General features: G+C 39.0%; 26 protein-coding genes and 1 pseudogene. 6 read left to right on the forward strand and 21 right to left on the reverse strand.

The genetic code is table 11. The annotated features are described in order from the left end of the window. Positions 1-153 precede the first annotated feature (153 nt). From JJN14_RS06115 to parE, 8 genes and pseudogenes are all read right to left on the reverse strand, one after another. The gene (locus JJN14_RS06115; protein ID WP_042751383.1) at positions 154-654 is read right to left on the reverse strand and encodes a hypothetical protein; all 501 of its coding nucleotides are present in this window, start codon (positions 652-654) and stop codon (positions 154-156) included. Between the two features lies 1 nt (position 655). Beyond that, the gene (locus tag JJN14_RS06120) at positions 656-1504 is read right to left on the reverse strand and encodes an aminoglycoside 6-adenylyltransferase (RefSeq protein WP_201058144.1); all 849 of its coding nucleotides are present in this window, start codon (positions 1502-1504) and stop codon (positions 656-658) included. Further along, positions 1494-2006 carry a hypothetical protein gene (locus tag JJN14_RS06125; RefSeq protein ID WP_201059142.1) on the reverse strand — a complete coding sequence of 171 codons (513 nt, stop codon included), beginning with the start codon at positions 2004-2006 and terminating at the stop codon, positions 1494-1496. The genes JJN14_RS06120 and JJN14_RS06125 overlap by 11 nt, the downstream gene beginning before the upstream one ends. A gap of 82 nt (positions 2007-2088) precedes the next feature. Then, a pseudogene (fic, locus tag JJN14_RS06130) lies at positions 2089-2688 on the reverse strand (protein adenylyltransferase Fic). Positions 2689-2780: 92 nt separating this feature from the next. Beyond that, positions 2781-3551 (reverse strand): DUF6261 family protein, encoded by a 771-nt coding sequence (locus tag JJN14_RS06135; protein WP_201059143.1) that lies wholly within the window; start codon positions 3549-3551, stop codon positions 2781-2783. Between the two features lie 178 nt (positions 3552-3729). Continuing rightward, complete coding sequence (locus JJN14_RS06140) at positions 3730-4890, reverse strand: restriction endonuclease subunit S (RefSeq protein ID WP_201058145.1); 1161 nt, start codon at positions 4888-4890, stop codon at positions 3730-3732. Then, a complete protein-coding gene (locus JJN14_RS06145) occupies positions 4877-6919 on the reverse strand; it encodes an HsdM family class I SAM-dependent methyltransferase (protein WP_201058146.1) in 2043 nt (680 codons plus the stop codon). Before JJN14_RS06145 ends, JJN14_RS06140 begins: the two co-directional genes overlap by 14 nt. A gap of 18 nt (positions 6920-6937) precedes the next feature. Beyond that, positions 6938-8881 (reverse strand): DNA topoisomerase IV subunit B, encoded by a 1944-nt coding sequence (parE, locus tag JJN14_RS06150; RefSeq protein ID WP_201058147.1) that lies wholly within the window; start codon positions 8879-8881, stop codon positions 6938-6940. A gap of 135 nt (positions 8882-9016) precedes the next feature. On the opposite strand from parE, the gene plsY reads away from it, so the two are divergent. Beyond that, positions 9017-9658, forward strand: a complete 642-nt coding sequence (gene plsY, locus JJN14_RS06155) for a glycerol-3-phosphate 1-O-acyltransferase PlsY (RefSeq protein ID WP_201058148.1) — start codon at positions 9017-9019, stop codon at positions 9656-9658. Between the two features lie 34 nt (positions 9659-9692). Here the strand turns inward: plsY and JJN14_RS06160 are convergent, their stop codons facing one another. The 9 genes from JJN14_RS06160 to JJN14_RS06200 form a co-directional block, all read right to left on the reverse strand. Beyond that, complete coding sequence (locus tag JJN14_RS06160; RefSeq protein WP_033677420.1) at positions 9693-10649, reverse strand: ABC transporter permease; 957 nt, start codon at positions 10647-10649, stop codon at positions 9693-9695. Positions 10650-10651: 2 nt separating this feature from the next. Beyond that, positions 10652-11710 (reverse strand): ABC transporter permease, encoded by a 1059-nt coding sequence (locus JJN14_RS06165; protein ID WP_000038671.1) that lies wholly within the window; start codon positions 11708-11710, stop codon positions 10652-10654. Next, a complete protein-coding gene (locus JJN14_RS06170; protein WP_201058149.1) occupies positions 11703-13238 on the reverse strand; it encodes an ABC transporter ATP-binding protein in 1536 nt (511 codons plus the stop codon). Before JJN14_RS06170 ends, JJN14_RS06165 begins: the two co-directional genes overlap by 8 nt. Before the next feature lie 143 nt (positions 13239-13381). Next, a complete protein-coding gene (locus JJN14_RS06175; protein ID WP_201058150.1) occupies positions 13382-14434 on the reverse strand; it encodes a BMP family lipoprotein in 1053 nt (350 codons plus the stop codon). An 89-nt stretch (positions 14435-14523) separates the two neighbouring features. Beyond that, on the reverse strand, positions 14524-14913 hold the full coding sequence (locus JJN14_RS06180; RefSeq protein ID WP_042751392.1) for a cytidine deaminase: 390 nt from the start codon (positions 14911-14913) through the stop codon (positions 14524-14526). Continuing rightward, positions 14900-15562, reverse strand: coding sequence for a deoxyribose-phosphate aldolase (deoC, locus tag JJN14_RS06185; protein WP_201058151.1), 663 nt, complete (start codon positions 15560-15562; stop codon positions 14900-14902). The genes JJN14_RS06180 and deoC overlap by 14 nt, the downstream gene beginning before the upstream one ends. Before the next feature lie 19 nt (positions 15563-15581). Further along, complete coding sequence (locus tag JJN14_RS06190; protein WP_125851907.1) at positions 15582-16859, reverse strand: pyrimidine-nucleoside phosphorylase; 1278 nt, start codon at positions 16857-16859, stop codon at positions 15582-15584. After that, the gene (locus tag JJN14_RS06195; RefSeq protein WP_080709992.1) at positions 16856-17446 is read right to left on the reverse strand and encodes a class I SAM-dependent methyltransferase; all 591 of its coding nucleotides are present in this window, start codon (positions 17444-17446) and stop codon (positions 16856-16858) included. The genes JJN14_RS06190 and JJN14_RS06195 overlap by 4 nt, the downstream gene beginning before the upstream one ends. A 210-nt stretch (positions 17447-17656) precedes the next feature. Continuing rightward, positions 17657-18061, reverse strand: coding sequence for a hypothetical protein (locus JJN14_RS06200; protein WP_042751396.1), 405 nt, complete (start codon positions 18059-18061; stop codon positions 17657-17659). A gap of 200 nt (positions 18062-18261) precedes the next feature. Here JJN14_RS06200 and coaA point away from each other — a divergent pair, with 200 nt between their 5' ends. From coaA to JJN14_RS06215, 3 genes are all read left to right on the forward strand, one after another. After that, a complete protein-coding gene (coaA, locus tag JJN14_RS06205; RefSeq protein WP_004258795.1) occupies positions 18262-19182 on the forward strand; it encodes a type I pantothenate kinase in 921 nt (306 codons plus the stop codon). Positions 19183-19249: 67 nt separating this feature from the next. Further along, the gene (gene rpsT, locus JJN14_RS06210; protein ID WP_001274000.1) at positions 19250-19486 is read left to right on the forward strand and encodes a 30S ribosomal protein S20; all 237 of its coding nucleotides are present in this window, start codon (positions 19250-19252) and stop codon (positions 19484-19486) included. Positions 19487-19538: 52 nt separating this feature from the next. Next, positions 19539-20072, forward strand: a complete 534-nt coding sequence (locus tag JJN14_RS06215) for a DNA topology modulation protein (RefSeq protein WP_042751398.1) — start codon at positions 19539-19541, stop codon at positions 20070-20072. A 382-nt stretch (positions 20073-20454) separates the two neighbouring features. Here JJN14_RS06215 and JJN14_RS06220 read toward each other — a convergent pair whose 3' ends face one another. Continuing rightward, positions 20455-20832: a DUF1934 domain-containing protein gene (locus JJN14_RS06220; protein WP_080709993.1), complete on the reverse strand. Its 378-nt coding sequence runs from the start codon at positions 20830-20832 to the stop codon at positions 20455-20457. A gap of 71 nt (positions 20833-20903) precedes the next feature. Between JJN14_RS06220 and JJN14_RS06225 the strand changes: the two genes are divergently transcribed. Both JJN14_RS06225 and yidA read left to right on the forward strand, forming a co-directional pair. Continuing rightward, a complete protein-coding gene (locus JJN14_RS06225) occupies positions 20904-22208 on the forward strand; it encodes an HD domain-containing protein (protein WP_201058152.1) in 1305 nt (434 codons plus the stop codon). A 12-nt stretch (positions 22209-22220) separates the two neighbouring features. Continuing rightward, the gene (gene yidA, locus JJN14_RS06230) at positions 22221-23027 is read left to right on the forward strand and encodes a sugar-phosphatase (protein ID WP_125454430.1); all 807 of its coding nucleotides are present in this window, start codon (positions 22221-22223) and stop codon (positions 23025-23027) included. A 155-nt stretch (positions 23028-23182) separates the two neighbouring features. On the opposite strand, the gene JJN14_RS06235 is transcribed toward yidA, so the two are convergent. From JJN14_RS06235 to JJN14_RS06245, 3 genes are read right to left on the reverse strand one after another with little or no spacing between them, the layout of a single operon-like run. Next, entirely contained in the window at positions 23183-23842 is a 660-nt protein-coding gene (locus JJN14_RS06235; RefSeq protein WP_201058153.1) for a DUF6572 domain-containing protein, read from the reverse strand. After that, entirely contained in the window at positions 23823-24740 is a 918-nt protein-coding gene (locus JJN14_RS06240) for a hypothetical protein (RefSeq protein WP_201058154.1), read from the reverse strand. Before JJN14_RS06240 ends, JJN14_RS06235 begins: the two co-directional genes overlap by 20 nt. A gap of 16 nt (positions 24741-24756) precedes the next feature. Beyond that, positions 24757-25638, reverse strand: coding sequence for a hypothetical protein (locus JJN14_RS06245; protein ID WP_201058155.1), 882 nt, complete (start codon positions 25636-25638; stop codon positions 24757-24759). Positions 25639-25640: the final 2 nt, after the last annotated feature.

Genomic DNA, 25640 nt, shown 5'->3' on the forward strand with positions numbered 1-25640 from the left:
TTTCAAAGAATGTAGAGTAGGTTTTTATACAGTAAAAGATATTTTACGGGAATTAGTCCCGTGTTCAGTTACTGTAAGGAACCAAACAATCCTTTCTGTAGTTTAAAGTTTTGAAAATTTTTATCAGGTTAAAACATTTTAGTTTACTTAAATTTAGCTAGTAGGTACTTGTTCAACTTTTCTTTGTACAAAAAATAAATATATGGAAGGAAGAAATGAAATAACAACGGTCCCAATAAGCAAAGCATTAAATACATTTTGATGTCCATGAAAGACTTCATTCCAATACATAGTATTAAGAAGATGGAAGACTAAACCAATTAAGTAGCAAAAGCTAATAACTATCATCTTCCACCTTAATAGAGAATAGATAGAAGACAATCGAAGAGCATGGTAAATTACTGCTGTAATGAGCATTGGAAAACAAAAAGAGATTAGAAAGAAATAGAATCTTAAAACATCATCAAAAAGCTCTGTGCGATCTATTGAAATAAGCCAAATATTACACAAGGTTATAACAATCGGGAAAAATAATCCATACACCCTTTTATTTAACTTATTTCTTTTAAGAGCTAGAAATATAGAAGACACCAATACTAAAATTTGGACTCCTGGGAATCCCATGAAAAATAAAGCAAATACATAATCTAGCATACTAGCTCAACCTTTCCTCAGCATACTCAATCATCTTCTCAGCTACTTCCTTATAATAGTCAAAGCCCATCTTTTGAGCAAGGATTTGAGCTTCTCTGTGGAAAAGGTCCATCGTAGCAAACAATGAATGAGTAAGTTTCTCTACACTTGAAAAATCCAGCAGATTTGAGAATTCCTTCTCTTTCTCAGCAGACATATAGTTAAAGAGACACTTGTAGTTCTTGCCAACATCGACCGTTCCCTTATCTGCTGCCACTTGCCAAGCTAAGACCTTCAAGAGTTCTTGTTGACAAATTCCGTAGAGATGGTCCGTGGCATAAATGACTTGCTTGCGACAGATACCCTTGACCACGTAGGCTGACACCCACCAAAATTCATTGCAGGCTTTTTTAAAATCCGTCTCACTAGCTGGATGTATCCAGAAACGCTGAGGACTGGGAGAATAGGATTCAAACAAGCCCTTATCATCTACTAAAACTGTGAAGCAAGCCTCGCTATCCACCCACTCGTTGATGTCTTCTTTAGGACAGAGGGTTAGATCAATGCGATTCCCATCTTCAAAAAGCATGAGATAAAGACGGCGATGTCCCAGAGTAACCTCTTGCTCAATGATACGTTTGCCAAACCGGTCCAACCAAGAAAGGTCTCTCGTCAGATTATCTAAATAGTCCACGACATAAACAACATCATAATCTTGAAATTCATCTTTTGGTGCTTTTGTATCAGTCCGTGAACCAGACATGGCGACAGCCTCAACTTTTAGAGTTTGGGCAGTCTGTGAAATCAACCTCAGCATTTGCCCTTCACTTCTATATTGTCTGCACATATCTTTTATAGAGTTATTTTTCATTGCCGTCTTGCTCCTCTTGTTTTTGGATGCCTCGTACTCTTTTCATCTCAAGTTCTCCTACTATCAATTGGATAGTCGAACTAATTCCTAAAACGATTAAAATAAAATAAAGTAAAGTAATATCGTTTTTATGGTATGTTTTAAAGATTCTCCATAATACAAAAGTATTTACTAATGAAAAGAGGAAAAGTAAACTGGCATTGAAGCGAAGTATTATAGCGAACTTACTCTTAAAATACCTATAATGTTTTCCAATCCTATAAAGGGTATATAGTGAGAAAACAATCATCAAAGGGGTGAAAGCAAGTGCATAAAATATGATAAACCCTATTCCTGAGTATGGTTTACTTTCCATGGGTAGATCTAATAGACAGATACCAATAGTGAGGATGTTCAATATAAATAAGGATACTGTGCGAGCACACTCTTTTCTACCTTTACTGGTCATTAAGTCATATATAATTCCAAAAATAGCCAAGAGAACGAGGAAAAAAGGTATCATTAATAACGTAATCAATCCTGCACCTCCAATAGTTTTAGCGATTGTTTCCCTAAAAAAGATAATCATCACCTTTACTTGAACTTTATAACTCCCCTGTCTGGTAAAGGCTGTACCCTTCGTAATAATATGAAGCATCACACCCTTAAAGAAACGGGCCTGAGTGAGGTCATCCGTCAGATTATCGAGGAGGAGATACTTGAGTTCTCCAGTCTACACTCCACTATGCTTCATGGCATTCAGGTATTCATCCTTATCAATGGCGTTCCAATCTACCACTTTCTCAGCTTCTGACGAAGCATACAATCTAGCCAAATCCGCATGGCACGTCCATTCCCCTCACGGAAAGGATGGCAATATTCATATCCGCGTACTTATCAATCACTTGATCAAAATTGTCATGAAGAAGTTTGTCAGTATACTGTAAGGATTGCTCTAAAAAAATACGGGGAGCAAATTGAAAGTTATCCTTTGCACTATTGACATCACGGACCTTTCCAGCGAAATCATAGATGACCGAAAAGAGATAATGGTGAATAGCGGACAGCCCTGAAAAAGTGCCAACTTCCATCTTGAACAAAGCTCCTGTCTGAAAAAGCAGGGCGGCTTGTTTTTTTGTCAGTTTTTCTTCTGCATCTGCCAACTGGGCTGAGTTTGTAATGCCTAGTTTATTTTCCCATACCATGTTTGTTCCCATTTCTATTCTTTTAGAACTTCAAAACTTCGCCTTATGTTACAAAAGCTCGTCTATCTTTGAGGGACTTCTTCAGAAGAAAGCTACTTTTCCTCAGCTACTGCTTCTTGCTTGCTTTTCTTTGGTGTTAATTTTTTATAGCGACTACGGATAGCGTTGAGATGGTCACGGAGATCGGCATACTGCTTTTTATCTGGATAAGAATAGGCGTTGATTGCAGTAAAATCCACAAGGAAGTCATAGATTTCTTGTAGTTTCGCACGAACTTCCTTATTTTGACTAGGTGCCTTTCCTTTTTGCTCAGCCAAGCGCTCCTTATAAGCTTTTTCAAACTGAGTCTGCTCCTTTGTCAAGGTTTCTACATGAGTTGTCAAATGCAGGGTTGAAAGGGCAGTTTGGTAGTCAGTATCTTTTAGTTCCTTGAGCAAATGGTTAATAGCTTCTGTCTCTTTTTCGTAGCTCATATTCGTTAGCCCAGCATAATTTTTGAAAAGTTTGCTGAGTTTGTCGTAAGCTTCCTTGCTACTTGCCTCTTTCACACGAGAGAAGGCCTTGACCAGACCAGTCAAGATAGAAAGCGCATCATCACGCTCACGATCAGACATTTCCAGACTAGCCACCGTTTGACTGGCCTTGGAACGGTGCAAAGCAGCTTGCAAAGTCTCAAGAAGTTTCTCCATATCCCTAAGCTTCGTTGCGTAAACCTGCTTAGACTTATTGGCTTTTGTAAAAGCCCTCAACTCGTCCCTGCTCTCAGATAGAAGTTGGAAGAATTCGTTGTTTTCTAAAGCTTTTGTATCTAAACTGCTAATTCCATAAATTTTTTTATCTGGATAATCTCCTAATTTTTTTATTTTAATGTACTTTTTACTTCATCCGATTCTCGGAAAAAGTTTTTTGCTCCTGCAAGAGCTCCTCCAAAAACAAAAGTTCGTCTTTTACTCAAAATACACTCGTCCGATTTTCGGACAAATAGAATTTACCAAGAAAAGCCTTGTCCGAAGATCGAACGAGTGAAGTATTAACAATTCTTTATAGATTTTCTAAAAAATTACTAATAGTAAGAGCAATCTCTTGCTCGTGTCGAGCAATCTCTTGCTCGTAGCGTTGAATTGATTTTTTTACCATAACTTTCGAAAAGGCCTCTATATATTTGTAATCTGGAATATCATCATCCTCTAAATAGGGTAATTTGATGACAATGTCATAAACATCAGATGCGTAAAAATTTTGAGAATAATCAAATTGCCCTCGAATAGCTTTTTCAATAATTGGGGCAATAAAAAGCAAAACCTCTTTTGATAATGAATTATCCGATCTTGCTAATACTGCAACATGATCATCAGCTCCATAATTAAAATCCCGATAAAACACTTTTCCAAACATATCAATAGTTAAGCTGTTGGCAGGGAAAACTTTAATATCCGGATTTGAAATGTAACCTGATATTCCTTGCTTACCAACACCAGCTGTGACAAAGGGAAGACTACCTGGAATTCTTTGTGCTTCAATTAATCTCTTACCTCGATCAATAATGTCAAAAATTTTTGAAACAGAAATCTCTTTCCAATTTTTGAGAGGAAACTGATTAATCAGATTAATTTCTTCTCTACTCAATTCATAATCCGTAATATTTAATAGCTTTGCAATTCCAGTTTTTTTATTTCGGATTTTATTTATTCGACTTTTTCCTTGCTTATTAATTACATCTAAATAATTTGGTGTAGTGTTTTTAACATAATTCGCCATATACTCCCAATCTGGTTCTAAATCAGTATCAGACTTAACAGGAAGTTTAATAGTAACAGACTTAAGAATCTTACTATCGTATGAATTAGTTCCCCATCCGAAGGTTGAAAAAGCTTTCTTAATAGATGTTAATAGATAGGGATGAACACTCTTCAGATTAACTTCTTTATTTATCAAGGATAATATCTTTACCTTATCACCAGTAAAATATGGATCTTTTTGGTAAAAAAAGGTTGCTGTGTCCATTCCTAGACTTATTGTATTCGCATCATTAAGATATTTTTTAGGATAGCTGATATAACCTTGTACTCCATTATTTTTCTCACTTCTCGTCACATATGGGTATTTCCCGTTAAAACTTGAGATAGTATTTGCATTAATTTTTGCTTTCGTTTCACTAAATTCAAAAATTTGTGACATATGGAAATCTTTATATATCGTCATCTGCTTCTTCCTCCATAATACGATATGATTCCATCAACAAAAACTCAAGATATTCTCCAACAGTTTCCATAAAATCTTCTTCTGTGGGAATAATATCAGGTTTCGGTTCATAATTTCTATACATATATTTGCCTTTTTCCAATAACACTGTTAAAGGTTCTGCAAAATATACCCTGTTCTTCAAAATGGATAGATCTCGATAGCCACTCTGGGCAAATTCTAACATACGTTTGTAGATTCGATCAGTTTTTGTACTTGCTACTCCTTTAAGATTTCCTTTTGTTCCAACCTCATCTTTCAATAACTTGATAAAGGTTACATAATCTTTTTTAAAGTCGTGTGACTCATGGGCTGTAAAAATAAAGATTGCAACATCAGTACCAACTGTGCCACTTTTCTTTTTAAACTGGCCAGCTGGCAAATCAAAAACAGCTTCCAAACGATGACTTTCAAAAATTTCATCAACAACTTTTCCACCTTTATTAAATGTTTGTTTGGGAATAATAATGGCAGCTTTCCCACCCTTCCGCAAGATATCGAGCCCATTTTTTACAAATTTATCTTGATTGTCATAAGGTGGGTTAAATAATAATTTATCAAACTGAACATCTTCAAAAATTTCATCAAAACTTTTACCGCTAGTTAAGTCACGTCTGTTTTCAGAATCTCCATGAAAAATATGACTTTTCCCATCACCATGTAAGAGCATATTTGTAACTGCTGTAGCATACATGTTTGAATCGTACTCAATTCCCCAAAGTTGATTTTCTTTAATCATTTTTTTCTGTTTATTCTTTTCTCTTACTGTTAAAGAAGCATTATTATCAACTTTTTCATCCATAACTGTCATTGCAGAAATCAAAAATCCAGCGGTTCCAACTGTAATATCAATAACATAATCTGTTGGACTAACATCAATAACTTCTGCCATAAATTTAGTAATATGACTTGGAGTTAAAACGATATCACCGCTAGCTCCGCCTACACTCATATATTTAGTGAATACATCAAATAAGTTTCCAAGTAAATCAATATGACTAGACTGTTTCATCAAATCTAAAATTGAATAACCAATCCGAGAATCTTTACTTAACTCCTTGGCTATAATGTCAAGAGGATATTCTTTCTTATCCTTATTTTTACTAGGTAATTCTGTTGTAATTTTTTTATCATCTTTAATAAAACTAAAACTATTCAGCAGTTGCTGTTTCTTGTCAGAACTAAATTTAGATTCTGGTAAGGCTGCCTCAATTCGATTATATAAATCTTGAGCACCATATGGTTTCTTAAAGCTTTTAATTAAATCTTCATCTTCATTAATCCCGAGAAGAAGACCTGAAACAAGCAAGAGTCGTTTAAAAGGATCTAATTTTAATCTTTTATCAATAGTATTTGATAACTTACCTGCAACAGTCCTAATATGAGCAAGATTGATTTCATTATCTGGAGAATTTAAGCCTAAAATTTCTTCGTTAAGATAAGTGTGGAAATTATCAATAGATAATTGTTCCCAATCATTCCACTTTTCTAAGAAAATGTATGAAATTTCATCATCAACTTTGATTGGAGAATATTTACTGTACTTATCAATAATTTCCGAATTCTTGTATACAAATATTGCTGAGGTTTTTAATTTATCTCCAGCTACCGCAAGTACTAATATTGATTTTACCTTTTCAGTTTTGGATAACAAATCATAGGCATAAAAGAAACCATCAGTAACAGCTAATTGATATAACTTTTTCTTATTAGTAATATCCTTCTCGCTGCCCAATTTATCTGAACTATCCTTGTCTTCTATAAGAATTAATTGTTCAGTTTTTTGTTTTCCTCCTCCAGCAAAAATAAGGAATTCAAACTCTGCTCTTGTTTTCTTGCCTGACTTAGAATTATATTCTGTCCCTTTATCTGGTGTAAAATCCTTATTACCAGTAGATGGTAAGCTATAACCATAATTTATATCATTATCAGTATATCCTTGTTCCTTTAGTTTAGACGACACTAATAAATCAACATTCTTTTCAACCATTTTCTTATCCTTTATCTCTTAAAATGCTGTTGTCTCCTCCAGCGTAAACTTGACATTATCTTCAATCCACTTACGGCGTGGTTCAACCTTGTCTCCCATGAGGACGTTGACACGGCGTTCGGCGCGTGCTAAGTCTTCGATTGTAACACGGATAAGAGTACGCGTTTCTGGATTCATGGTTGTTTCCCAGAGCTGGTCTGCATTCATCTCTCCAAGCCCCTTGTAGCGTTGGAGGGTAGCTCCTTTGCCAAACTGCTTCCGTAGTTCTTCTAACTCACCGTCCGTCCAAGCATAGGCCACTTCTTCTTTCTTGCCTTTCCCTTTGGACATCTTGTAAAGAGGCGGTAGGGCGATATAGACATGTCCTGCCTCGACTAGCGGACGCATGTAGCGGTAGAAAAATGTCAAGAGCAAGGTTTGAATATGGGCACCGTCAGTATCCGCATCGGTCATGATAATGATTTTGTCATAGTTGGCATCTTCAATAGAGAAGTCTGCTCCCACACCCGCACCGATAGTATAAATCATGGTGTTAATTTCCTCATTTTTGAGGATATCCGCCATCTTGGCCTTGGCTGTATTGATAACCTTACCACGAAGAGGCAAGATTGCCTGGAACTTACGATCACGTCCTTGTTTGGCAGATCCACCGGCAGAGTCACCCTCGACCAGATAGAGTTCGTTCTTAGCTGGATTTTTAGACTGGGCTGGGGTTAATTTACCAGAAAGTAAGCCCTTGTCTTTTTTATTTTTCTTACCATTTCGGCTTTCATCACGCGCCTTACGTGCTGCCTCACGAGCATCACGGGCCTTAATAGCCTTGCGGATGAGGTTCGAAGCCAATTCCCCATTTTCCATAAGGAAGAAGGTCAACTTATCCGCCACAATGCCATCCACAACTGGGCGAGCTAGTGGACTTCCTAGTTTGTCCTTGGTCTGTCCTTCAAACTGGAGATGTTCTTCAGGAACCAAGATAGAAAGAACGGCTGCTAGTCCCTCACGATAGTCTGAACCTTCAAGGTTTTTATCTTTTTCCTTGAGAAGCCCTGTCTTACGCGCATAGTCATTCATGACCTTAGTGATAGCAGATTTGAGTCCTGTCTCATGCGTTCCGCCGTCCTTGGTACGAACGTTATTGACAAAGGACAGAATGTTATCTGAAAATCCATCATTGTACTGGAGAGCTACTTCCACTTGGAAACCATTGTCTTCCCCTTCAAAGTAAAGGACTGGCGTCAAGGTTTCCTTGTCTTCGTTCAGATAAGAAACAAAGTCTTGTACCCCATTCTCATAGTGGAATTCAATCGCTTCATCTGTTCGTTTGTCCGTCAAGGACAAGGTCACATTTTTCAAGAGAAAGGCTGATTCATTGAGGCGCTCTGAAATGGTATTGTACTTGAAGTCTGTCGTAGAAAAGATAGTCGAATCAGGCATAAACGTAACCTTGGTACCTGTCTTAGACTTAGGCGCTGTACCGATTTTCTTCAAAGTCGTAACAGGTTTGCCACCATTTTCAAAACGTTGCTTGTAGATTGCACCAGCACGAGTGATTTCAACTTCTAGCCAGCTAGAAAGGGCGTTAACTACGGAAGAACCCACCCCGTGGAGACCACCTGATGTTTTGTAGCCACCTTGACCAAATTTTCCTCCAGCGTGGAGAATGGTAAAGATTACCTCAACTGTTGGAATTCCCATAGCGTGCATACCTGTCGGCATCCCACGTCCGTGGTCTTGAACCGTTAAACTGCCATCTTTATTGATGGTCACATCAATACGGTCACCAAATCCAGACAAGGCTTCATCGACAGCATTATCGACGATTTCCCAGACTAGGTGGTGGAGACCAGCACCATCGGTTGATCCGATATACATCCCCGGACGTTTTCGGACCGCATCCAACCCTTCTAGCACCTGAATGGCATCATCATTATAATTATTAATATTGATTTCCTTTTTTGACACAAGGAACCTCCTATTCGTTCATCTTTACTATTCTACAGGTTTTCTAAGGATTTTGCAAAATTTTTCTTTCTCCGCTGTGACAATTTCAGAAGAGATTCTCTGCCTTTCTTCTCCATTTCATGATATAATAGTAGTATGATTACAATAGTTTTATTAATCCTAGCCTATCTGCTGGGTTCGATTCCGTCTGGTCTCTGGATTGGACAAGTATTCTTTCAAATCAATCTGCGCGAGCATGGTTCTGGAAATACCGGAACAACCAATACCTTCCGCATTTTAGGTAAGAAAGCTGGTATGACAACCTTTGTGATTGACTTTTTCAAAGGAACCCTAGCAACACTTCTTCCGATTATGTTTCATCTGCAAGGCGTTTCGCCTCTCATCTTTGGACTTTTGGCTGTCATTGGACATACCTTCCCTATCTTTGCAGGATTTAAGGGTGGCAAGGCTGTCGCAACCAGTGCTGGAGTGGTTTTCGGATTTGCACCTGTCTTCTGTCTCTACCTTGCAGTTGTTTTCTTTGGAACCCTCTATCTTGGTAGTATGATTTCACTATCTAGTGTCACAGCATCTATCGCGGCTGTTATCGGGGTTCTACTTTTTCCACTTTTGGGTTTTATCCTGAGTAACTATGACCCTCTCTTCATCGCTATTATCCTAGCTCTTGCTAGTCTGATTATCATTCGTCATAAGGACAATATCGCTCGTATCAAAAATAAAACTGAAAATTTGGTCCCTTGGGGATTGAACCTAACTCACCAACATCCTAAAAAATAAAACGCCAGTTCTGTACTGACGTTTTTTTGTATGCTTATTTTGATTTGATATAGTTAATACCATCTGCTTTTGGTGCTACCGCTTTTCCAAAGAAGGCTGCCAAGACAAGAATTGTCAAAACATAAGGTGCGATTTGAAGATAAACTGTTGGCACACCTTGTAGGAATGGCAATTGAGAACCGATAACAGCCAAACTTTGTGAAAGTCCAAAGAAGAGACTAGATAGCATGGCTCCGATTGGATTCCATTTCCCGAAAATCATCGCAGCAAGGGCGATAAATCCAGGTCCAACAATAGTTGTCACCGAGAAGTTAACTGAGATGGATTGAGCATAAATCGCTCCGCCAATTCCACCTAGGAAACCTGAAATAATAACCCCTAAATATCTCATCTTGTAGACATTGATTCCCAAAGTATCCGCTGCTTGAGGGTGTTCACCGACAGAGCGGAGACGAAGACCAAAGCGAGTCTTGAAGAGGATAAACCAAGCAAGGAATGAGAAGGCAATCGCTAGATAACCAAGTAGACTAGTTGACTTGAAGAAGATATCACCAATCACTGGGATATTTGCCAAGACTGGGAAATCAAAGCGTCCAAAAGTCTGACTTAGGTTGTCGGTTTGTCCTTTGTTATAAAGTACTTTCACCAAGAAAACAGCCAAGGCTGGCGCCATCAAGTTCAATACCGTACCGCTGACAACATGGTCTGCACGGAAATGAACCGTCGCCGCTGCGTGGATGATGGAGAAAAGCCCCCCTACCAATCCTGCTACAAGTAAGGATAGCCATGGAGTTGCTGCTCCAAATTGTTCTGCAAATTCAAGGTTAAAGACAACTCCAGAAAAGGCACCCATAACCATAATTCCTTCAAGACCGACGTTTACCACACCACCACGTTCAGAGAAAACACCACCGATACTTGTAAAGATGAGGGGCGCTGAGTAAATCAGCATAGAAGACACCAAGAGGGTGAGCAAGGTTGTAATAGACATCTTTACTTACCTCCTTTAACTTGTTTTTTCGGTTTGACAAAGCGTTCGATAAGGTAATGAACACTGACAAAGAAGATAATAGACGCTGTTACAATGCTGACAAGTTCAGACGGTACCTGCGCCGCATTCATACCAGGGGCTCCAACTTGGAGAACACCAAATAGGAAGGCTGCAAAGAGAATACCAATTGGTGAGTTGGCTGCAAGCAAACTAACCGCCATCCCGTTAAATCCGACAGCTAATGACGAACCCTGAACATAAACGTTCTGGAAGGTTCCAAGGCCTTCAACAGCTCCACCAAGACCTGCCAAAGCACCTGAAATAATCATTGAGAGGATAATTGTTCGTTTGGCAGAAATACCAGCGTATTCCGATGCGTGTGGATTAAGACCAACCGCACGAATTTCAAAACCAAGGGTTGTTTTCTTGAGCATGAACCAAATAACTGCAACGGCAATGATGGCAAAGAAAATACCAATATTCATCCGCGAATTACCAGTCAATTCGGACAACCAAGGAGTCTGATAGGTTGCATTAGCCCCAACACGAATCGTCGAATCTGTACTTTGCATAAAGTCTTTAGGGAAAGCATGGATAAAGGCATTCCCTACATACAAGACAATGTAGTTCATCATGATGGTTACGATAACCTCTGACGTCCCCAGATAGGCTCTCAGAATACCTGGAATGGCGCCGACAATCCCACCAGCAATCAGGGCAATCACGATAGTTGCTAGAATCATCAAGGGACGTGGCATATCTGGATGAGACAAGGCAAACCAACCACTGAGAATCCAACCTGCCAAAGCCTGACCAGGAAGCCCGACGTTAAAGAAACCTGCGCGACTGGCAACGGCAAAACCCAGACCAATCAAGACCAAAGGCCCCATAGCACGGAAGATTTCTCCAATCCCACGCAGACTACCAAAGGCTGTATAGAACAATTCTTCGTAGCCCCAAATAGCATCATAGCCGAAGATCCACATGACAATGGCTCCAAGTAAAATTCCTAGGAAGACAGAAATCAAGGGAACCGAAATTTGTTGTAATTTTTTAGACATCACTCTTCTCCTTTCCCAAGTTTCCACCAGCCATCAAGACACCAAGTTCTTGTTTATTGGTTGTTTCTGGTGATACAATACCTTGAATCTTACCATCATGGATAACGGCAATACGGTCTGAGACGTTTAAAATCTCATCCAATTCAAAGCTGACAACAAGGACAGCCTTTCCATTATCACGCTCTTCAATCAAGCGTTTGTGGATATATTCAATGGCACCGACATCCAAACCACGAGTTGGTTGGCTGACGATAAGGAGTTCAGGATCCCGATCAATTTCACGAGCAATAATTGCTTTTTGTTGATTTCCTCCTGAGAGTGCAGCTGCAGGAACAAATTCGCTGGCAGCACGAACATCAAACTCTTCCATTAGCTTTTTAGCATACGAAGTAATATTTGAATAGTTCAAAATTCCATTTTTACTATGTGGTTCTTTATAGTAGGTTTGAAGGGCAATATTCTCAGAAATCATCATTTCCAAAATCAAACCATCACGGTGACGGTCTTCTGGAACGTGCCCAACACTCAACTCTGTAATCTGACGTGGATGCAAGCCTACAATTGAATCTCCTTTTAGCTCAATGCTACCAGATTCAACCTTCCGAAGGCCTGTAATGGCTTGAATCAGTTCAGACTGACCATTTCCATCAATCCCCGCAATACCAACAATCTCTCCCGCACGAACATCCAAGGATAGATTTTTGACAGCTGGGACACCACGGTTTTCATTGACCACCAAATCTTTGATTGACAAGACTACTTCTTTTGGTTGAGAAGCTTGTTTCTCTGTCTTAAAGGAAACAGAACGTCCCACCATCATTTCCGCCAAATCAGCATTGGTAGCTCCTGCAATTTCTACAGTTTCAATTGACTTCCCACGACGGATAACTGTAACGCGGTCAGAAACTGCTCGAATCTCATCCAACTTGTGAGTGATCAAGATAATTGATTTCCCTTCTTCGACAAGATTTTTCATAATAGCCATCAACTCATCAATTTCTGATGGAGTCAAGACAGCCGTTGGTTCGTCAAAGATAAGGATATCAGCTCCCCGATAAAGGGTTTTTAAAATTTCTACACGTTGTTGGGCTCCAACTGAGATATCTGCTACCTTGGCAGAAGGGTCAACAGCTAAGCCATAACGTTCAGAAAGAGCCTTGATTTCTTTGCTAGCTCCAGCGATATCTAGCACACCATTTTTAGTCAATTCACTACCTAAAATGATGTTTTCAGCCACTGTGAAGGCTTCTACCAACATAAAGTGCTGGTGAACCATTCCGATTCCCAAGCTAGCTGCTTTAGATGGTGAATCGAGATTGACAACTTGACCGTTGACCACAATTTCACCACTGGTTGGTTCAAGAAGCCCTGCTAACATATTCATTAGCGTGGACTTTCCAGCCCCATTTTCTCCTAAAAGTGCATGAATTTCACCTTTTCGTAGGTGCAGGTTGATTTTGTCGTTGGCAACAAATTCACCAAACACCTTGGTAATATCACGCATCTCAATGACATTTTCGTGTGCCATGTGCTCTTCCTTTCAGAGTCTTATTTTATTTCAATAAAACTTGCTAGTTTGTCTAGTAGCAAGCTTTACTGAGACAAAATGATTTTGTCTCAACTCTTAAAAAAGCGGCCGAGGGCCGCTTCCTAAGAAATGACTTCCATCCATTATTTTGCAGGAACTTTTACGCTTCCATCAAGGATTTTAGCTTTTGCATCTTCAACAGCTTTTTTACCTTCTTCTGAAAGGTTTGTTACTGCCAAGTCAACACCTTTATCTTTCAATGAGTAAACGATTACTTGACCGCCAGGGAACTCACCTTTTTCTGCTTTGTTAGAAATATCTTTTACAGTTGTGCCAACTTGTTTCAAAGTAGATACAAGAACAAAGTTTGATTCTTTACCATCTTTAGAAGTGTATTTACCTTCTACTTCTTGGTCACGGTCAACACCGATAACCCAAACTTTTTCACTTTCAGGACGGCTCTCATTGAGTGATTTTGCTTCTGCAAAGACACCTGCACCTGTACCACCAGCTACTTGGTAAACAACGTCTGCACCAGCTGCGTATTGTGCCGCTGCAATTGTTTTACCTTTGGCATTATCATTAAATGAACCAGCATAGTCAACTTGTACTTTTATAGATGAATCTACCGAGGCAACACCTGCCTTGAAACCAGCTTCAAAACGAGAGATAACTTCAGACTCCATACCACCTACAAAACCAACTTGTTTTGTCTTAGTTGTTTTAGCTGCTGCAACACCTGCGAGATAAGCAGATTCATTGTCAGCGAAAGTTACGCTAGCAACATTCTTTTGATCTTTAATCACATCATCAATCAAGACATAGTTCAAGTCAGAGTGGTCTTTTGCTGCTTCTTCAACTGCATTGTGAAGGGCAAAACCAACACCGAAGATCAGGTTGTAACTTCCAGCCGCTTGTTGCAAGTTGTTAGCGTAGTCAGCTTCACTTGTTGATTGGAAATAAGTAAAGCCTTTATCTTTTGAAAGATTGTGTTCTTTACCCCAGTCTTGCAAACCTTCCCAAGCTGATTGGTTGAATGATTTGTCATCAACACCACCAGTATCAGTGACGATTGCTGCTTTTGTCTTCACATCAGAAGATGAAGCTGCGTTACGAGAAGAGCGGTTACCACATGCAGCAAGTCCAACTGCTGCTACTGCAACTAGACCAAGGCCTAGCCATTGTTTCTTGTTCATTACTGAACCTCCTAAATAAGATGTGCAACGATGTTGCAAGTATGGATTGGTTGGCCACAAGGACCGTGCCACTCAGAGAGCGACTCAGACTAGTTTAAGTCTGTAAAAGAGTATGGAAGTAATTCCCCGACCGTCATCTCGACCGTCGATTTATCTTTTGCGACTAAGGTCACTTTTAGATCTTGTTCAAAAAATTCGACCATTACTTGGCGACAAGCACCACATGGTGAGATTGGTTTTTCAGTCTCTCCATAGACAATCAATTCTGAAAACTCTCTTTGTCCTTCGGAAACTGCTTTAAAAATGGCTGTTCTCTCACCGCAATTGGTCAAAGGATAGCTAGCATTTTCGATATTCACTCCCGTGTAAACACTTCCGTCTTTTGCCACTAAAACTGCTCCGATAGGAAAGTGAGAATAAGGCACATAGGCATGTTTGCTGGTTTCAATTGCCAGTTCAATCAACTCAGTAGTCGCCATCTGCCAATTCTCCTTTTAGAATTGCTACCCCAGCTGAAGTTCCGATACGGGTCGCCCCTGCTTCTAAAAATGCAAGAGCATCTGCATAAGAACGAGCTCCACCAGCAGCCTTGACACCCATTTCTAGTCCAACTGTTTCACGCATTAATCTAACATCTGCTACCGTCGCACCACCAGTTGAAAAGCCAGTAGATGTTTTAACGAAATCAGCTCCAGCTTTTTGAGCTAATTGGCAAGCCACAACTTTTTCTTGGTCAGTCAGAAGGCATGCTTCAATAATGACTTTTACTAACTTGTCACCACTTGCTTCTACAACAGCACGGATGTCCGATTCAACCAAATCAAGATTACCTGATTTGAGAGCTCCAACATTGATCACCATATCAATCTCATCTGCTCCATTTTGGATAGCTTCTTTGGTTTCAAATGATTTCACGGCTGAAGTTGTTGCTCCCAAGGGGAAACCAACTACTGTGCAGACCTTGACATCTGTTCCTTCAAGCCCTTTTTTAGCATATTTAACCCAGGTCGGATTGACGCAAACACTGGCAAAATCATACTCTCTAGCTTCAGACAACAAACAATCAATTTGATTTACTGTCGCATCTTGTTTCAAAAGTGTATGATCGATATATTTATTTAATTTCATATTCGGATTCTCCTGCAGTTTATGAGATTATTTCTATAATTTCTCGTAAACTTTGCACACTATCATTTATTTTAACATATTTTTGAAAATCTGTAACTAGCTGAGGAGAAATTTTTCCATTTGTGTATACTTTTGCAACAATTTCTCCCTTTTGAACGGAATCTCCAACTTTCTTTTCAAAAACAATTCCTGTTTCATAGTCTAAGGCATCAGACTTGACTGCACGGCCTGCCCCCAGTCTCATAGCATAAAGCCCAAATTCCATAGCTGGAAGAGCTGAAATGACACCCGTTTCCTGAGCAGGGATTTCCACTACATGGGCTACATTTACAGGACGATACAAGTCTTCTAAATCTCCACCTTGGGCTTGGACCATTTCCTCAAACTTAGCCAGTGCCTTACCATTGTCAAGATGTTGGCGAACTTCTTCCACTGTCTTGTTCACATTAGCCAAACCAAGCATAATTTGAGCCAATTCACAGATGAAGTGGGTAATATCCTGGCGGCCTTGACCTTGTAAAATCTCCAGTGCTTCAAGGATCTCCAGACGATTTCCAATCGCTCGTCCCAATGGCTGACTCATATCCGTAATCACTGCTACCGTCTTCCGGCCAACAGCCTTACCAAGATCCACCATGGTTTGAGCCAATTCACGCGCCTCATCAACCGTCTTCATGAAGGCACCCTCACCGACAGTCACATCTAGCAAAATAGCATCTGCCCCTGCCGCAATTTTCTTGCTCATCACCGAACTCGCAATCAAAGGAATCGTGTCGACAGTTGCGGTCACATCACGGAGAGCGTAGAGAAGCTTATCCGCTTTAACCAGCTGGTCTGATTGCCCAATGACAGATACTCCAATATCCTGCACTTGATTAATGAAATCCTCTTGACTACGTTCTACTTGATAACCCTTAATGGACTCCAATTTATCAATTGTTCCGCCTGTATGGCCGAGACCACGACCACTCATTTTGGCTACAGGCACACCAAAGCTAGCAACAAGAGGAGCCAAAATCAAGGTTACCTTATCACCAACACCACCCGTAGAATGCTTGTCAACCTTAACCCCATCAATAGCTGATAAATCAAACTCTTGCCCTGTCTTGACCATCTTCATAGTTAGGTCAGAGATTTCTCGAGTCGTCATTCCTTTGAAATAAACAGCCATAGCAAAGGCAGACATCTGATAATCAGGAACAGTTCCTGACACATAGCCTTCTACCAGCCATTCAATTTCACTCGAAGTCAATTCTTGACCGTCTCGTTTCTTTTGGATTAAATCAACTGCTCTCATTCTTTCACACTTCTAAGGATATAGTATCCCTTATCTTTTTTAACGACTTCACAATTGCCAAACACATCTTCCATCTTAGACTTAGCACTTGGGGCCCCTTGTTTTTTCTGGATAACAATTGTTAAATCTCCACCAGTTTCCAAGAAATCTTTACTTTTCTCAATGATTTCATGAACCACTTGCTTGCCCGCACGGATAGGAGGATTGGAAATGACGTGGTCAAATGTGCCTTCAACTTGTTCATAGATGTTAGACTGGAAAATCGTCGCTTCTACTTTATTTCGTTCAGCATTTTGTCGCGCCAAATCCAAGGCACGATTATTAATATCGACCATGGTCGCCTGAACTCCATAAGCCTTAGCCAAGGACAAGCCCAAAGGCCCGTAACCACAGCCTACATCAAGGACAGTTTCTCCTTGGTTGACCTCAAGACACTTGAGCAAGAGTTGACTTCCAAAGTCAACCATTTTCTTGCTAAAAACACCAGCATCCGTCAAAAAGGTCATTTTTTCTCCCAACAAGTCCACTCTCAACTCATGAATGTCGTGAGCAGCGTCAGGATTCTCTACATAATACATTTTACTCATGAAACTATTTTACCATAATTTGACTTAAATTGTAAATCGTTTACAAATTGATAATAAAACGAAAAAGACTGAAGAAAGCTAGTAGGTAAAACCTTTTCTTCAATCTCTTTCAACACTTATAGATAAATGATAAACCATTTAGAACTAGAAATATCATAGTCAGGATAAAACAAAAAGTTTATCATCTATAATCGGGCGTATTTATTATTACTATTGCTTAACCTTCAGATACTTAATTATCAACAGGATTCCCAATAAGATGTTTAGATAAAAGCCCAACTGATACGTTTTTGTCAGGAATTCCAAACTTGTCCAAAGTCGGATTAAATCTTCTAGTGACATGCGGAAGAAATAACCCTCTGTAGCAATCCATAGAACTAAAAAGAAATAACTACCAGCAGCAAGCCATTTCGTCCACCGTTTTTTTAGGAAGAAAGCAATCAAGAGCGAACAGATAAAGACAGCTGTTACAATGGCATGTTCCATCAAAAAAGTAAAACCGTAATAGGTTTCCACAAAACGTCTACCATTATCCGCATTCGCTCCTTTTAAAAAAGGTAGTGCAAAACTTAAAATAAAACAGAGTTCCAATATGTAACTTTTTAAGATTTTCATGACACACCTCCTATAAGTTGTGAATCCCAAAGCCCCCTTTATTAGCTTATAAGTCAGGAGAAAGTAGCTCCTACTTCATCAATAAATTGTTCATCCTCTATCTACCTCTATTATATAATATTGATTTACTACATTCAAGAAACCGCTTTATTTTTTTAGCTTTTTATGGTATGATAAACAAAATATCTAGGGGAAAACAAATGACCAACGAATTTTTACATTTTGAAAAAATCAGCCGCCAGACTTGGCAATCGTTACATCGAAAGACAACACCTCCTTTGACAGAAGAGGAATTAGAATCCATCAAGAGTTTTAATGACCAGATTAGCTTGCAGGATGTTACCGATGTCTATCTCCCCCTAGCCCATCTCATCCAGATTTACAAGCGTACCAAGGATGATTTGGCCTTTTCAAAAGGGATTTTCCTTCAACGTGAAAGCAAATCCCAGCCTTTTATCATTGGTGTTTCTGGGAGTGTTGCCGTTGGAAAATCCACAACCAGTCGCCTACTTCAAATCCTTCTGTCCCGTACACTTACAGATGCTACGGTTGAGTTGGTAACAACTGACGGCTTTCTCTATCCCAACCAGACCTTGATTGAACAAGGGATTTTAAATCGCAAGGGATTTCCTGAAAGCTATGATATGGAAGCTCTTCTCAACTTCCTGGATCACATCAAAAATGGACAAGATGTAGATATTCCTGTCTATTCTCATGAAGTCTACGACATCGTACCCGAGGAAAAGCAAAGCGTCAAAGCTGCTGATTTTGTCATTGTTGAGGGAATAAATGTCTTTCAAAATCCACAAAACGAGCGTCTCTACATTACTGACTTCTTTGACTTTTCCATCTATGTTGATGCTGCAGTCGATGACATCGAGAGTTGGTATCTGGACCGTTTCTTGAAGATGCTGAGCCTAGCCCAAAACGACCCTGATAGTTACTATTATCGTTTTACTCAAATGCCGATTGGGGAAGTGGAGTCCTTTGCCCATCAGGTCTGGACCAGTATCAATCTCACAAATCTACAAAATTATATTGAACCAACTAGAAATCGTGCAGAAGTGATTCTTCATAAAACAAAGAACCATGAAATCGATGAAATTTACTTAAAAAAATAATTTTCCCTTGTCAAAACGTAAGTTTTCAGATATAATGGTATAGTTAGTAAATATGGAGGTAAGAACATTGGCAAACATTAAATCAGCTATCAAACGCGCTGAATTGAACGTTAAACAAAACGAAAAAAACTCAGCTCAAAAATCAGCTATGCGTACTGCTATCAAAGCTTTCGAAGCAAACCCATCTGAAGAACTTTTCCGTGCTGCTAGCTCAGCTATCGATAAAGCAGAAACTAAAGGTTTGATTCACAAAAACAAAGCAAGCCGCGACAAAGCTCGTCTTTCAGCTAAACTTGCTAAATAAGAAACAGTCCATAGAGGCTGTTTTTTTGTCCTCAAATAGGAAAAGGTAGAAAATGAAAATCGCAATTATCGGATATTCTGGTGCTGGTAAGTCAACTCTAGCCGAAAAGTTGTCTCACTGCTACTCCATCCCAAAACTTCACATGGACACACTCCAATTTCAACCCGGTTGGCAAGACAGTGACCGTGAATGGATGTTGACCGAGATGAATAACTTTCTCACCAATCATAAAGCTTGGGTCATCGATGGAAATTATTCTTGGTGTTTCTATGAGGAAAGAATGCAGGAAGCTGACCAAATCATCTTTCTCAACTTTTCCCCATTGACCTGTCTCTTTCGAGCCTTTAAACGGTATCTCACATACCGAGGCAAGGTCAGAGAAAGTATGGCAGCTGGTTGTCAAGAACAATTTAATTGGGAGTTTATCAGATGGATTCTCTGGGATGGGCGGAGCAAATCCGCTAAAGAACGCTACAAGTGGGTTCAAGAAACCTATCCAGATAAAGTTGTTATCCTTAGGTCTCAAAAGGAGATAGATTACTTTATAAAGACTCACGAAAACAAGAAGAAAAACCAACATGGATAATGTTAGTACTATTTGGAAGACAAATCCCCTTTTTGGGGGCTATTTCCCCAAAATATTTTCTTCATTATTTACCAATCTATCCTATCTAAAACTCTGAATTCTATAGAAATGAAAAGGGACATTCACTGTCCCTTTTATCAATTTTTAGATTTTGAATATACAATAATCACAATCGCTAGGCCTCAAATCCTCTTTACTCATTTGGAATAAGTATAAGGGAAGACGGATATTATATTTAGCTTTCATAAATAATAGGTAATGGAATGATTGTTATAACCTTAATCTGAAAAAATAAAGGTTTCAGCTACTAAAAATGTGCAAGAAAAGCTTGATTTCATAAACTTTATCAGCTTCGTTGCTATAACCTCGTCCCCAGTCATACCTAGCCCCAAGTAATTTCCAATTGATAGCTGGCAAAGGGATATCCCTCTTGGTTTTGTAGTTGATAGTCTAAATGAATCTTTTGCCCATCAACTTCATAACGACTGGTTTGGATAATAAACTCCTGCATGCCCATGGGTGTAGGAATATAGGCCAAACTATCACTATCCTTTAGAAAGCGCATAATGGTCTTGGGATTAGAAAATCGGCTCATCACCAACTCTTGACCATGAAATTTAATCACTACTTTTTCCTTTTCCTCATTATAGAAAAGGAGGTAGCTATAGTCCCCCTTTTCATGCACTTCCACGTCATAGAGCTGGTCAATCACTTCCAACTGCTCATCAAACTGAATCGTATTTCGCATCCGAATCTTCACATCAGGTCCTCTTTCTTGTCTCTTGTCCTACTATTTTACCAAAAAGAGAAGGATTTTGCTATAATGGTCATATGAACGAAAAAGTATTCCGTGACCCAGTTCACAACTACATCCATGTCAATAATCAAATCATCTATGACTTGATTAATACAAAAGAATTTCAGCGTTTGCGTCGTATCAAACAACTGGGAACTTCCAGTTATACCTTCCACGGTGGAGAACACAGTCGCTTCTCCCATTGTCTTGGAGTCTATGAGATTGCTCGTCGCATCACAGAGATTTTTGAAGAAAAATACCCTGACGAATGGAATCCTGCCGAGTCTCTCTTGACCATGACTGCTGCCCTCCTACATGACCTAGGACACGGTGCCTACTCCCACACCTTTGAAAATCTCTTTGATACAGACCACGAAGCCATTACTCAGGAGATTGTCCAAAGTCCTGAAACGGATATTCACCAAGTCCTGCTACAAGTCGCGCCAGATTTTCCAGAAAAGGTAGCCAGTGTCATTGACCATACCTATCCTAACAAGCAGGTCGTGCAACTCATTTCTAGTCAGATTGATGCAGACCGTATGGACTATCTCTTGCGCGACTCCTATTTTACAGGAGCTTCTTATGGGGAATTTGACCTGACTCGGATCTTACGTGTCATTCGTCCTATCGAAAATGGAATCGCATTTCAGCGCAATGGCATGCATGCCATTGAAGACTACGTCCTCAGTCGCTACCAGATGTACATGCAGGTTTATTTCCACCCTGCAACACGCGCTATGGAAGTTCTCCTACAAAATCTTCTCAAACGCGCCAAGGAACTCTATCCTGAGGATAAGGACTTCTTTGCACGAACTTCTCCACACCTCCTGCCTTTCTTTGAAAAAAATGTGACCTTGTCTGACTATCTGGCTCTGGATGATGGTGTGATGAATACCTACTTCCAACTCTGGATGACCAGTCCTGACAAGATTCTCGCAGATTTGTCGCAACGCTTTGTCAACCGCAAGGTCTTTAAATCCATTACCTTTTCACAAGAAGACCAAGATCAACTCGCCAGCATGAGAAAATTGGTTGAGGATATCGGCTTTGACCCGGACTACTACACTGCCATTCATAAGAACTTCGACCTCCCTTATGATATCTATCGTCCCGAATCTGAAAATCCGCGGACACAGATTGAGATTTTACAAAAAAATGGAGAACTAGCTGAACTCTCTAGCCTGTCTCCTATCGTCCAATCCCTTGCTGGTAGTCGTCACGGAGATAATCGTTTTTATTTCCCAAAAGAAATGTTAGACCAAAACAGCATCTTCGCAAGCATTACCCAGCAATTTTTACACTTGATTGAGAACGATCATTTTACCCCAAATAAAAACTAGAAGAGGAAATTTATGAGTATTAAACTAATTGCCGTTGATATCGACGGAACCCTAGTCAATAGCCAAAAGGAAATCACTCCTGAAGTCTTTTCTGCTATCCAAGATGCCAAAGAAGCTGGTGTGAAAGTCGTGATTGCAACTGGCCGCCCTATCGCAGGTGTTGCTAAACTTCTGGACGACTTGCAGTTGAGAGACGAGGGTGACTATGTTGTGACCTTTAATGGTGCCCTTGTCCAAGAAACTGCTACAGGCCATGAGATTATCAGCGAATCCTTGACCTATGAGGATTATCTAGATATGGAATTTCTCAGTCGCAAGCTCGGTGTCCACATGCACGCTATTACCAAGGACGGCATCTACACAGCCAATCGCAATATCGGAAAATACACTGTGCACGAATCAACCCTCGTAAGCATGCCCATCTTTTACCGCACTCCTGAAGAAATGGCTGGCAAGGAAATCGTCAAGTGTATGTTTATCGATGAACCAGAGATTCTCGATGCTGCGATTGAAAAAATCCCAGCAGAATTTTACGAACGCTACTCCATCAACAAATCTGCTCCCTTCTACCTCGAACTCCTTAAAAAGAATGTAGACAAGGGCTCAGCCATTACTCACTTAGCTGAAAAACTCGGATTGACCAAAGATGAAACCATGGCGATCGGGGACGAAGAAAATGACCGTGCCATGCTGGAAGTCGTTGGAAACCCCGTTGTCATGGAAAACGGAAATCCAGAAATCAAAAAAATCGCCAAATATATCACCAAATCTAACGATGAATCCGGCGTTGCCCATGCCATCCGTACGTGGGTACTGTAAAAGAGAAATAGGTAAAACCCGCTCGGCTGAGCGGGTTTTTATTATGAAGATATCACAATAAGAGTAAATCAATAAATTGAATTGCTGTTGCACAGTCACTTAAATCTTGATAGTACAAAAAAAATGAACAGCTGTTATATCAAATAGAGACTTTATCACTCTGCTAATTCTACCTTTAAGCTCATATCCGTTGGTTGCAATACCTTCTGAACCGCAGTAAGAAAGGTTAGTCCATTATCAGATGGAGAATACTGGAATGTGATATGGATGACTTTTTTGTCAAACTTATCACCATATCGCTCCACATACTGCTTACTTTCGAGGAAGTAGATGTAGTTGTTAAGTCTTTCTTGCAGAATTTCCAGATGGACTGCTTCTATCTCTTCCTGCCAACCGACTGGATCAACAAGGAGTAACTCTAAATGATTATCAACTATACCAATAGCGTCAAGTTCGCTAGGTTCTAGTTCTGAAACAATAGCTTTGGTTACGATTTGGGTAAATTCTTCAGGAGAAAATATTTTTTGGTTATCAGATAAATCATTGAAAATTAAGTCAGGATTATTTTGTATAAAAATTTTATTCGACTCTTCTTGTGTATATTGTTTTTTAGATTTCCAAAAACCATATTGTGCATAATTCATCAACTCTTTACCAGTATGTTCTCCCGACATATAACTATCTGCAGCTTCTTTGGGGATTTCTTGAACTCCTTCTGGCATAGTAATATTAAAAGTTGGATAACGCAAGAAAAACTTATCACCATCTTGACAGATTTCCAATATATCTTTTTGACTAGTATAAATCGACTTCATTTTTAATAGCTATTAGCTCCTTGTGTTTTTTTAAATATTTCATTCCATACCATTCTTCCACTGATTTGCCTTCCCATTCGCAGTATTCTTCGGGATATTTCCATTTATAGTAGGCTTGTAGCATATAGGGAAACATGAAATAAACTTCAAAAGCAGCAACTAAAATATTAAGAATCAGTATTGAAGCCAAAATACCGAGTCCTCCAATCAAATTATTCCTATTCTCCATCGAACTTGAGAAAAAAATATGAATGACTAGCCAAATTGCTACAACCAAACCACCATACTTGGCAATTATGCTAAACATCTTGCCGAAGAATCTATCACTAAAACTTTTCTTTAGAGTTGTCCCATATAACAACATTCCTAATGACTCACACTCAGAAAGAATCATTGAAATAATTATTAATAATATTAATCCTACAAAAGTGAACATTCCCCAAAATCCAGCTACTGCATAAATTAAGTTTAGAGAAAAAAGATTGAGTTCAACAACTAGCCAGATAATAAAGGTAACCATAAAATGAAATTGGCCCCTATAAATCAAAATAAACTGCTGATTGTATCGCTTCCCTAGTATAATCAATAAAATCCATATTGCAAGTGCTATCCAAAATACCCAGTACGGAAGAAAATTAATGTCGGGTAAAGGGACTGTTAAATCTCTAGGATCAGAATGGTAAAATAAATAATCATTTAAAGCTACAATCAACCAATTGGGACCAATTATAAATAGGAAAGTCAGAATTACCAGCCAAACATATGATTTTTTTGTTCCTCTAAATTGCTCTTTTTTTAAAGCATCTTGGTAAATGTCCCGAGCAAATTTCCCTGAGACGCCATCATCTAATAAATTTAAACTCTCCTCAAAACTTGCTTTAAAAATTGATTTCTTCATACTTTTCACCCAAAAACTATTCTAATAACTCCTTGTGTTTTTTTAAATATTTCTTCCCATACCATTCTTCTACAGTTTTCCCTTCCCACTCACGATATTCTTCAGAATATTTCCATTTGTAGAATGCTTGTAAATAACTAGGAAATTCGATGTAAATTAGAATAGCAATCACAGCAATATTTAGGATAATCCATGTTATCAAAAGACCTAATCCTTCCAATGAAGTTGAAAATTTTATGGAAAAACTTTTTATAATAAAGTTTATAATTACTCCAATTCCCAAAAAACTCATTCCATAAATCGCTATCTTATTGGAAATTTTATTGCGAAGAGAAGAGCCACTTCCATTACCATACATCAGTTTTTTAAGACTTTCAATTTCAAGGCTAAACATAAAATAGGCTAATATAGTAATAAAAACAAAAATAGCAGCAACCATCCAAATAGATAAAGTTGGTAATGACATATCAATCGCTAACAGATTAAATTCAAGACTAAGCCAAATTAGAAATGTGATGACATGAAAATGATTGCGATAAGGCAGTATAAAAGCTTTTCTAAAAACTTTACCAATCAATATGATAAATACCCAAATTAAGAAACAGACTAGATATACCTCAGCTGTTAGTAATGGATGTTGATAGATAGGTAATCTTAAATCTTTAGGATCAGAGTTGTGCAAGGACAGCGAGAAAACAAGAATCATAAAGTTTATAATGACAGGACCGATAAGAGTGAAAACAATATTCTGAATATGAAGAACTAGTTTAGACTTTTCTTCCCTATAATATGTTTCTAACTTAGAGAAAACATTTCCTTTCTGATACTGTAAAAAACCATCATCTTCTAGATTAAGACTTTCTTCAAAACTGGCTTTAAATAGTGACTTTTCTATCATAA

The sequence above is a fragment of the Streptococcus mitis genome (genome assembly GCF_016658865.1).
GTDB classification, from domain to species: Bacteria; Bacillota; Bacilli; order Lactobacillales; family Streptococcaceae; genus Streptococcus; species Streptococcus mitis_BT.

Bases quoted from the DNA above. Each gene is read 5' to 3' on its own strand.
- JJN14_RS06170 (WP_201058149.1), bottom strand. From the start codon at position 13,238: ATGGCACACGAAAATGTCATTGAGATGCGTGATATTACCAAGGTGTTT.
- JJN14_RS06160 (WP_033677420.1), bottom strand. From the start codon at position 10,649: ATGTCTATTACAACCTTGCTCACCCTCTTGGTGTCTTCTATGCTGATT.
- JJN14_RS06245 (WP_201058155.1), bottom strand. From the start codon at position 25,638: ATGATAGAAAAGTCACTATTTAAAGCCAGTTTTGAAGAAAGTCTTAAT.
- JJN14_RS06140 (WP_201058145.1), bottom strand. From the start codon at position 4,890: ATGACGATATATAAAGATTTCCATATGTCACAAATTTTTGAATTTAGT.
- JJN14_RS06235 (WP_201058153.1), bottom strand. From the start codon at position 23,842: ATGAAGTCGATTTATACTAGTCAAAAAGATATATTGGAAATCTGTCAA.
- plsY (WP_201058148.1), top strand. From the start codon at position 9,017: ATGATTACAATAGTTTTATTAATCCTAGCCTATCTGCTGGGTTCGATT.
- JJN14_RS06115 (WP_042751383.1), bottom strand. From the start codon at position 654: ATGCTAGATTATGTATTTGCTTTATTTTTCATGGGATTCCCAGGAGTC.
- JJN14_RS06175 (WP_201058150.1), bottom strand. From the start codon at position 14,434: ATGAACAAGAAACAATGGCTAGGCCTTGGTCTAGTTGCAGTAGCAGCA.
- JJN14_RS06165 (WP_000038671.1), bottom strand. From the start codon at position 11,710: ATGTCTAAAAAATTACAACAAATTTCGGTTCCCTTGATTTCTGTCTTC.
- deoC (WP_201058151.1), bottom strand. From the start codon at position 15,562: ATGAAATTAAATAAATATATCGATCATACACTTTTGAAACAAGATGCG.
- JJN14_RS06120 (WP_201058144.1), bottom strand. From the start codon at position 1,504: ATGAAAAATAACTCTATAAAAGATATGTGCAGACAATATAGAAGTGAA.
- JJN14_RS06125 (WP_201059142.1), bottom strand. From the start codon at position 2,006: ATGATACCTTTTTTCCTCGTTCTCTTGGCTATTTTTGGAATTATATAT.
- yidA (WP_125454430.1), top strand. From the start codon at position 22,221: ATGAGTATTAAACTAATTGCCGTTGATATCGACGGAACCCTAGTCAAT.
- JJN14_RS06225 (WP_201058152.1), top strand. From the start codon at position 20,904: ATGAACGAAAAAGTATTCCGTGACCCAGTTCACAACTACATCCATGTC.
- coaA (WP_004258795.1), top strand. From the start codon at position 18,262: ATGACCAACGAATTTTTACATTTTGAAAAAATCAGCCGCCAGACTTGG.
- JJN14_RS06190 (WP_125851907.1), bottom strand. From the start codon at position 16,859: ATGAGAGCAGTTGATTTAATCCAAAAGAAACGAGACGGTCAAGAATTG.
- JJN14_RS06145 (WP_201058146.1), bottom strand. From the start codon at position 6,919: ATGGTTGAAAAGAATGTTGATTTATTAGTGTCGTCTAAACTAAAGGAA.
- JJN14_RS06200 (WP_042751396.1), bottom strand. From the start codon at position 18,061: ATGAAAATCTTAAAAAGTTACATATTGGAACTCTGTTTTATTTTAAGT.
- JJN14_RS06215 (WP_042751398.1), top strand. From the start codon at position 19,539: ATGAAAATCGCAATTATCGGATATTCTGGTGCTGGTAAGTCAACTCTA.
- JJN14_RS06195 (WP_080709992.1), bottom strand. From the start codon at position 17,446: ATGAGTAAAATGTATTATGTAGAGAATCCTGACGCTGCTCACGACATT.
- JJN14_RS06240 (WP_201058154.1), bottom strand. From the start codon at position 24,740: ATGAAGAAATCAATTTTTAAAGCAAGTTTTGAGGAGAGTTTAAATTTA.
- JJN14_RS06180 (WP_042751392.1), bottom strand. From the start codon at position 14,913: ATGGCGACTACTGAGTTGATTGAACTGGCAATTGAAACCAGCAAACAT.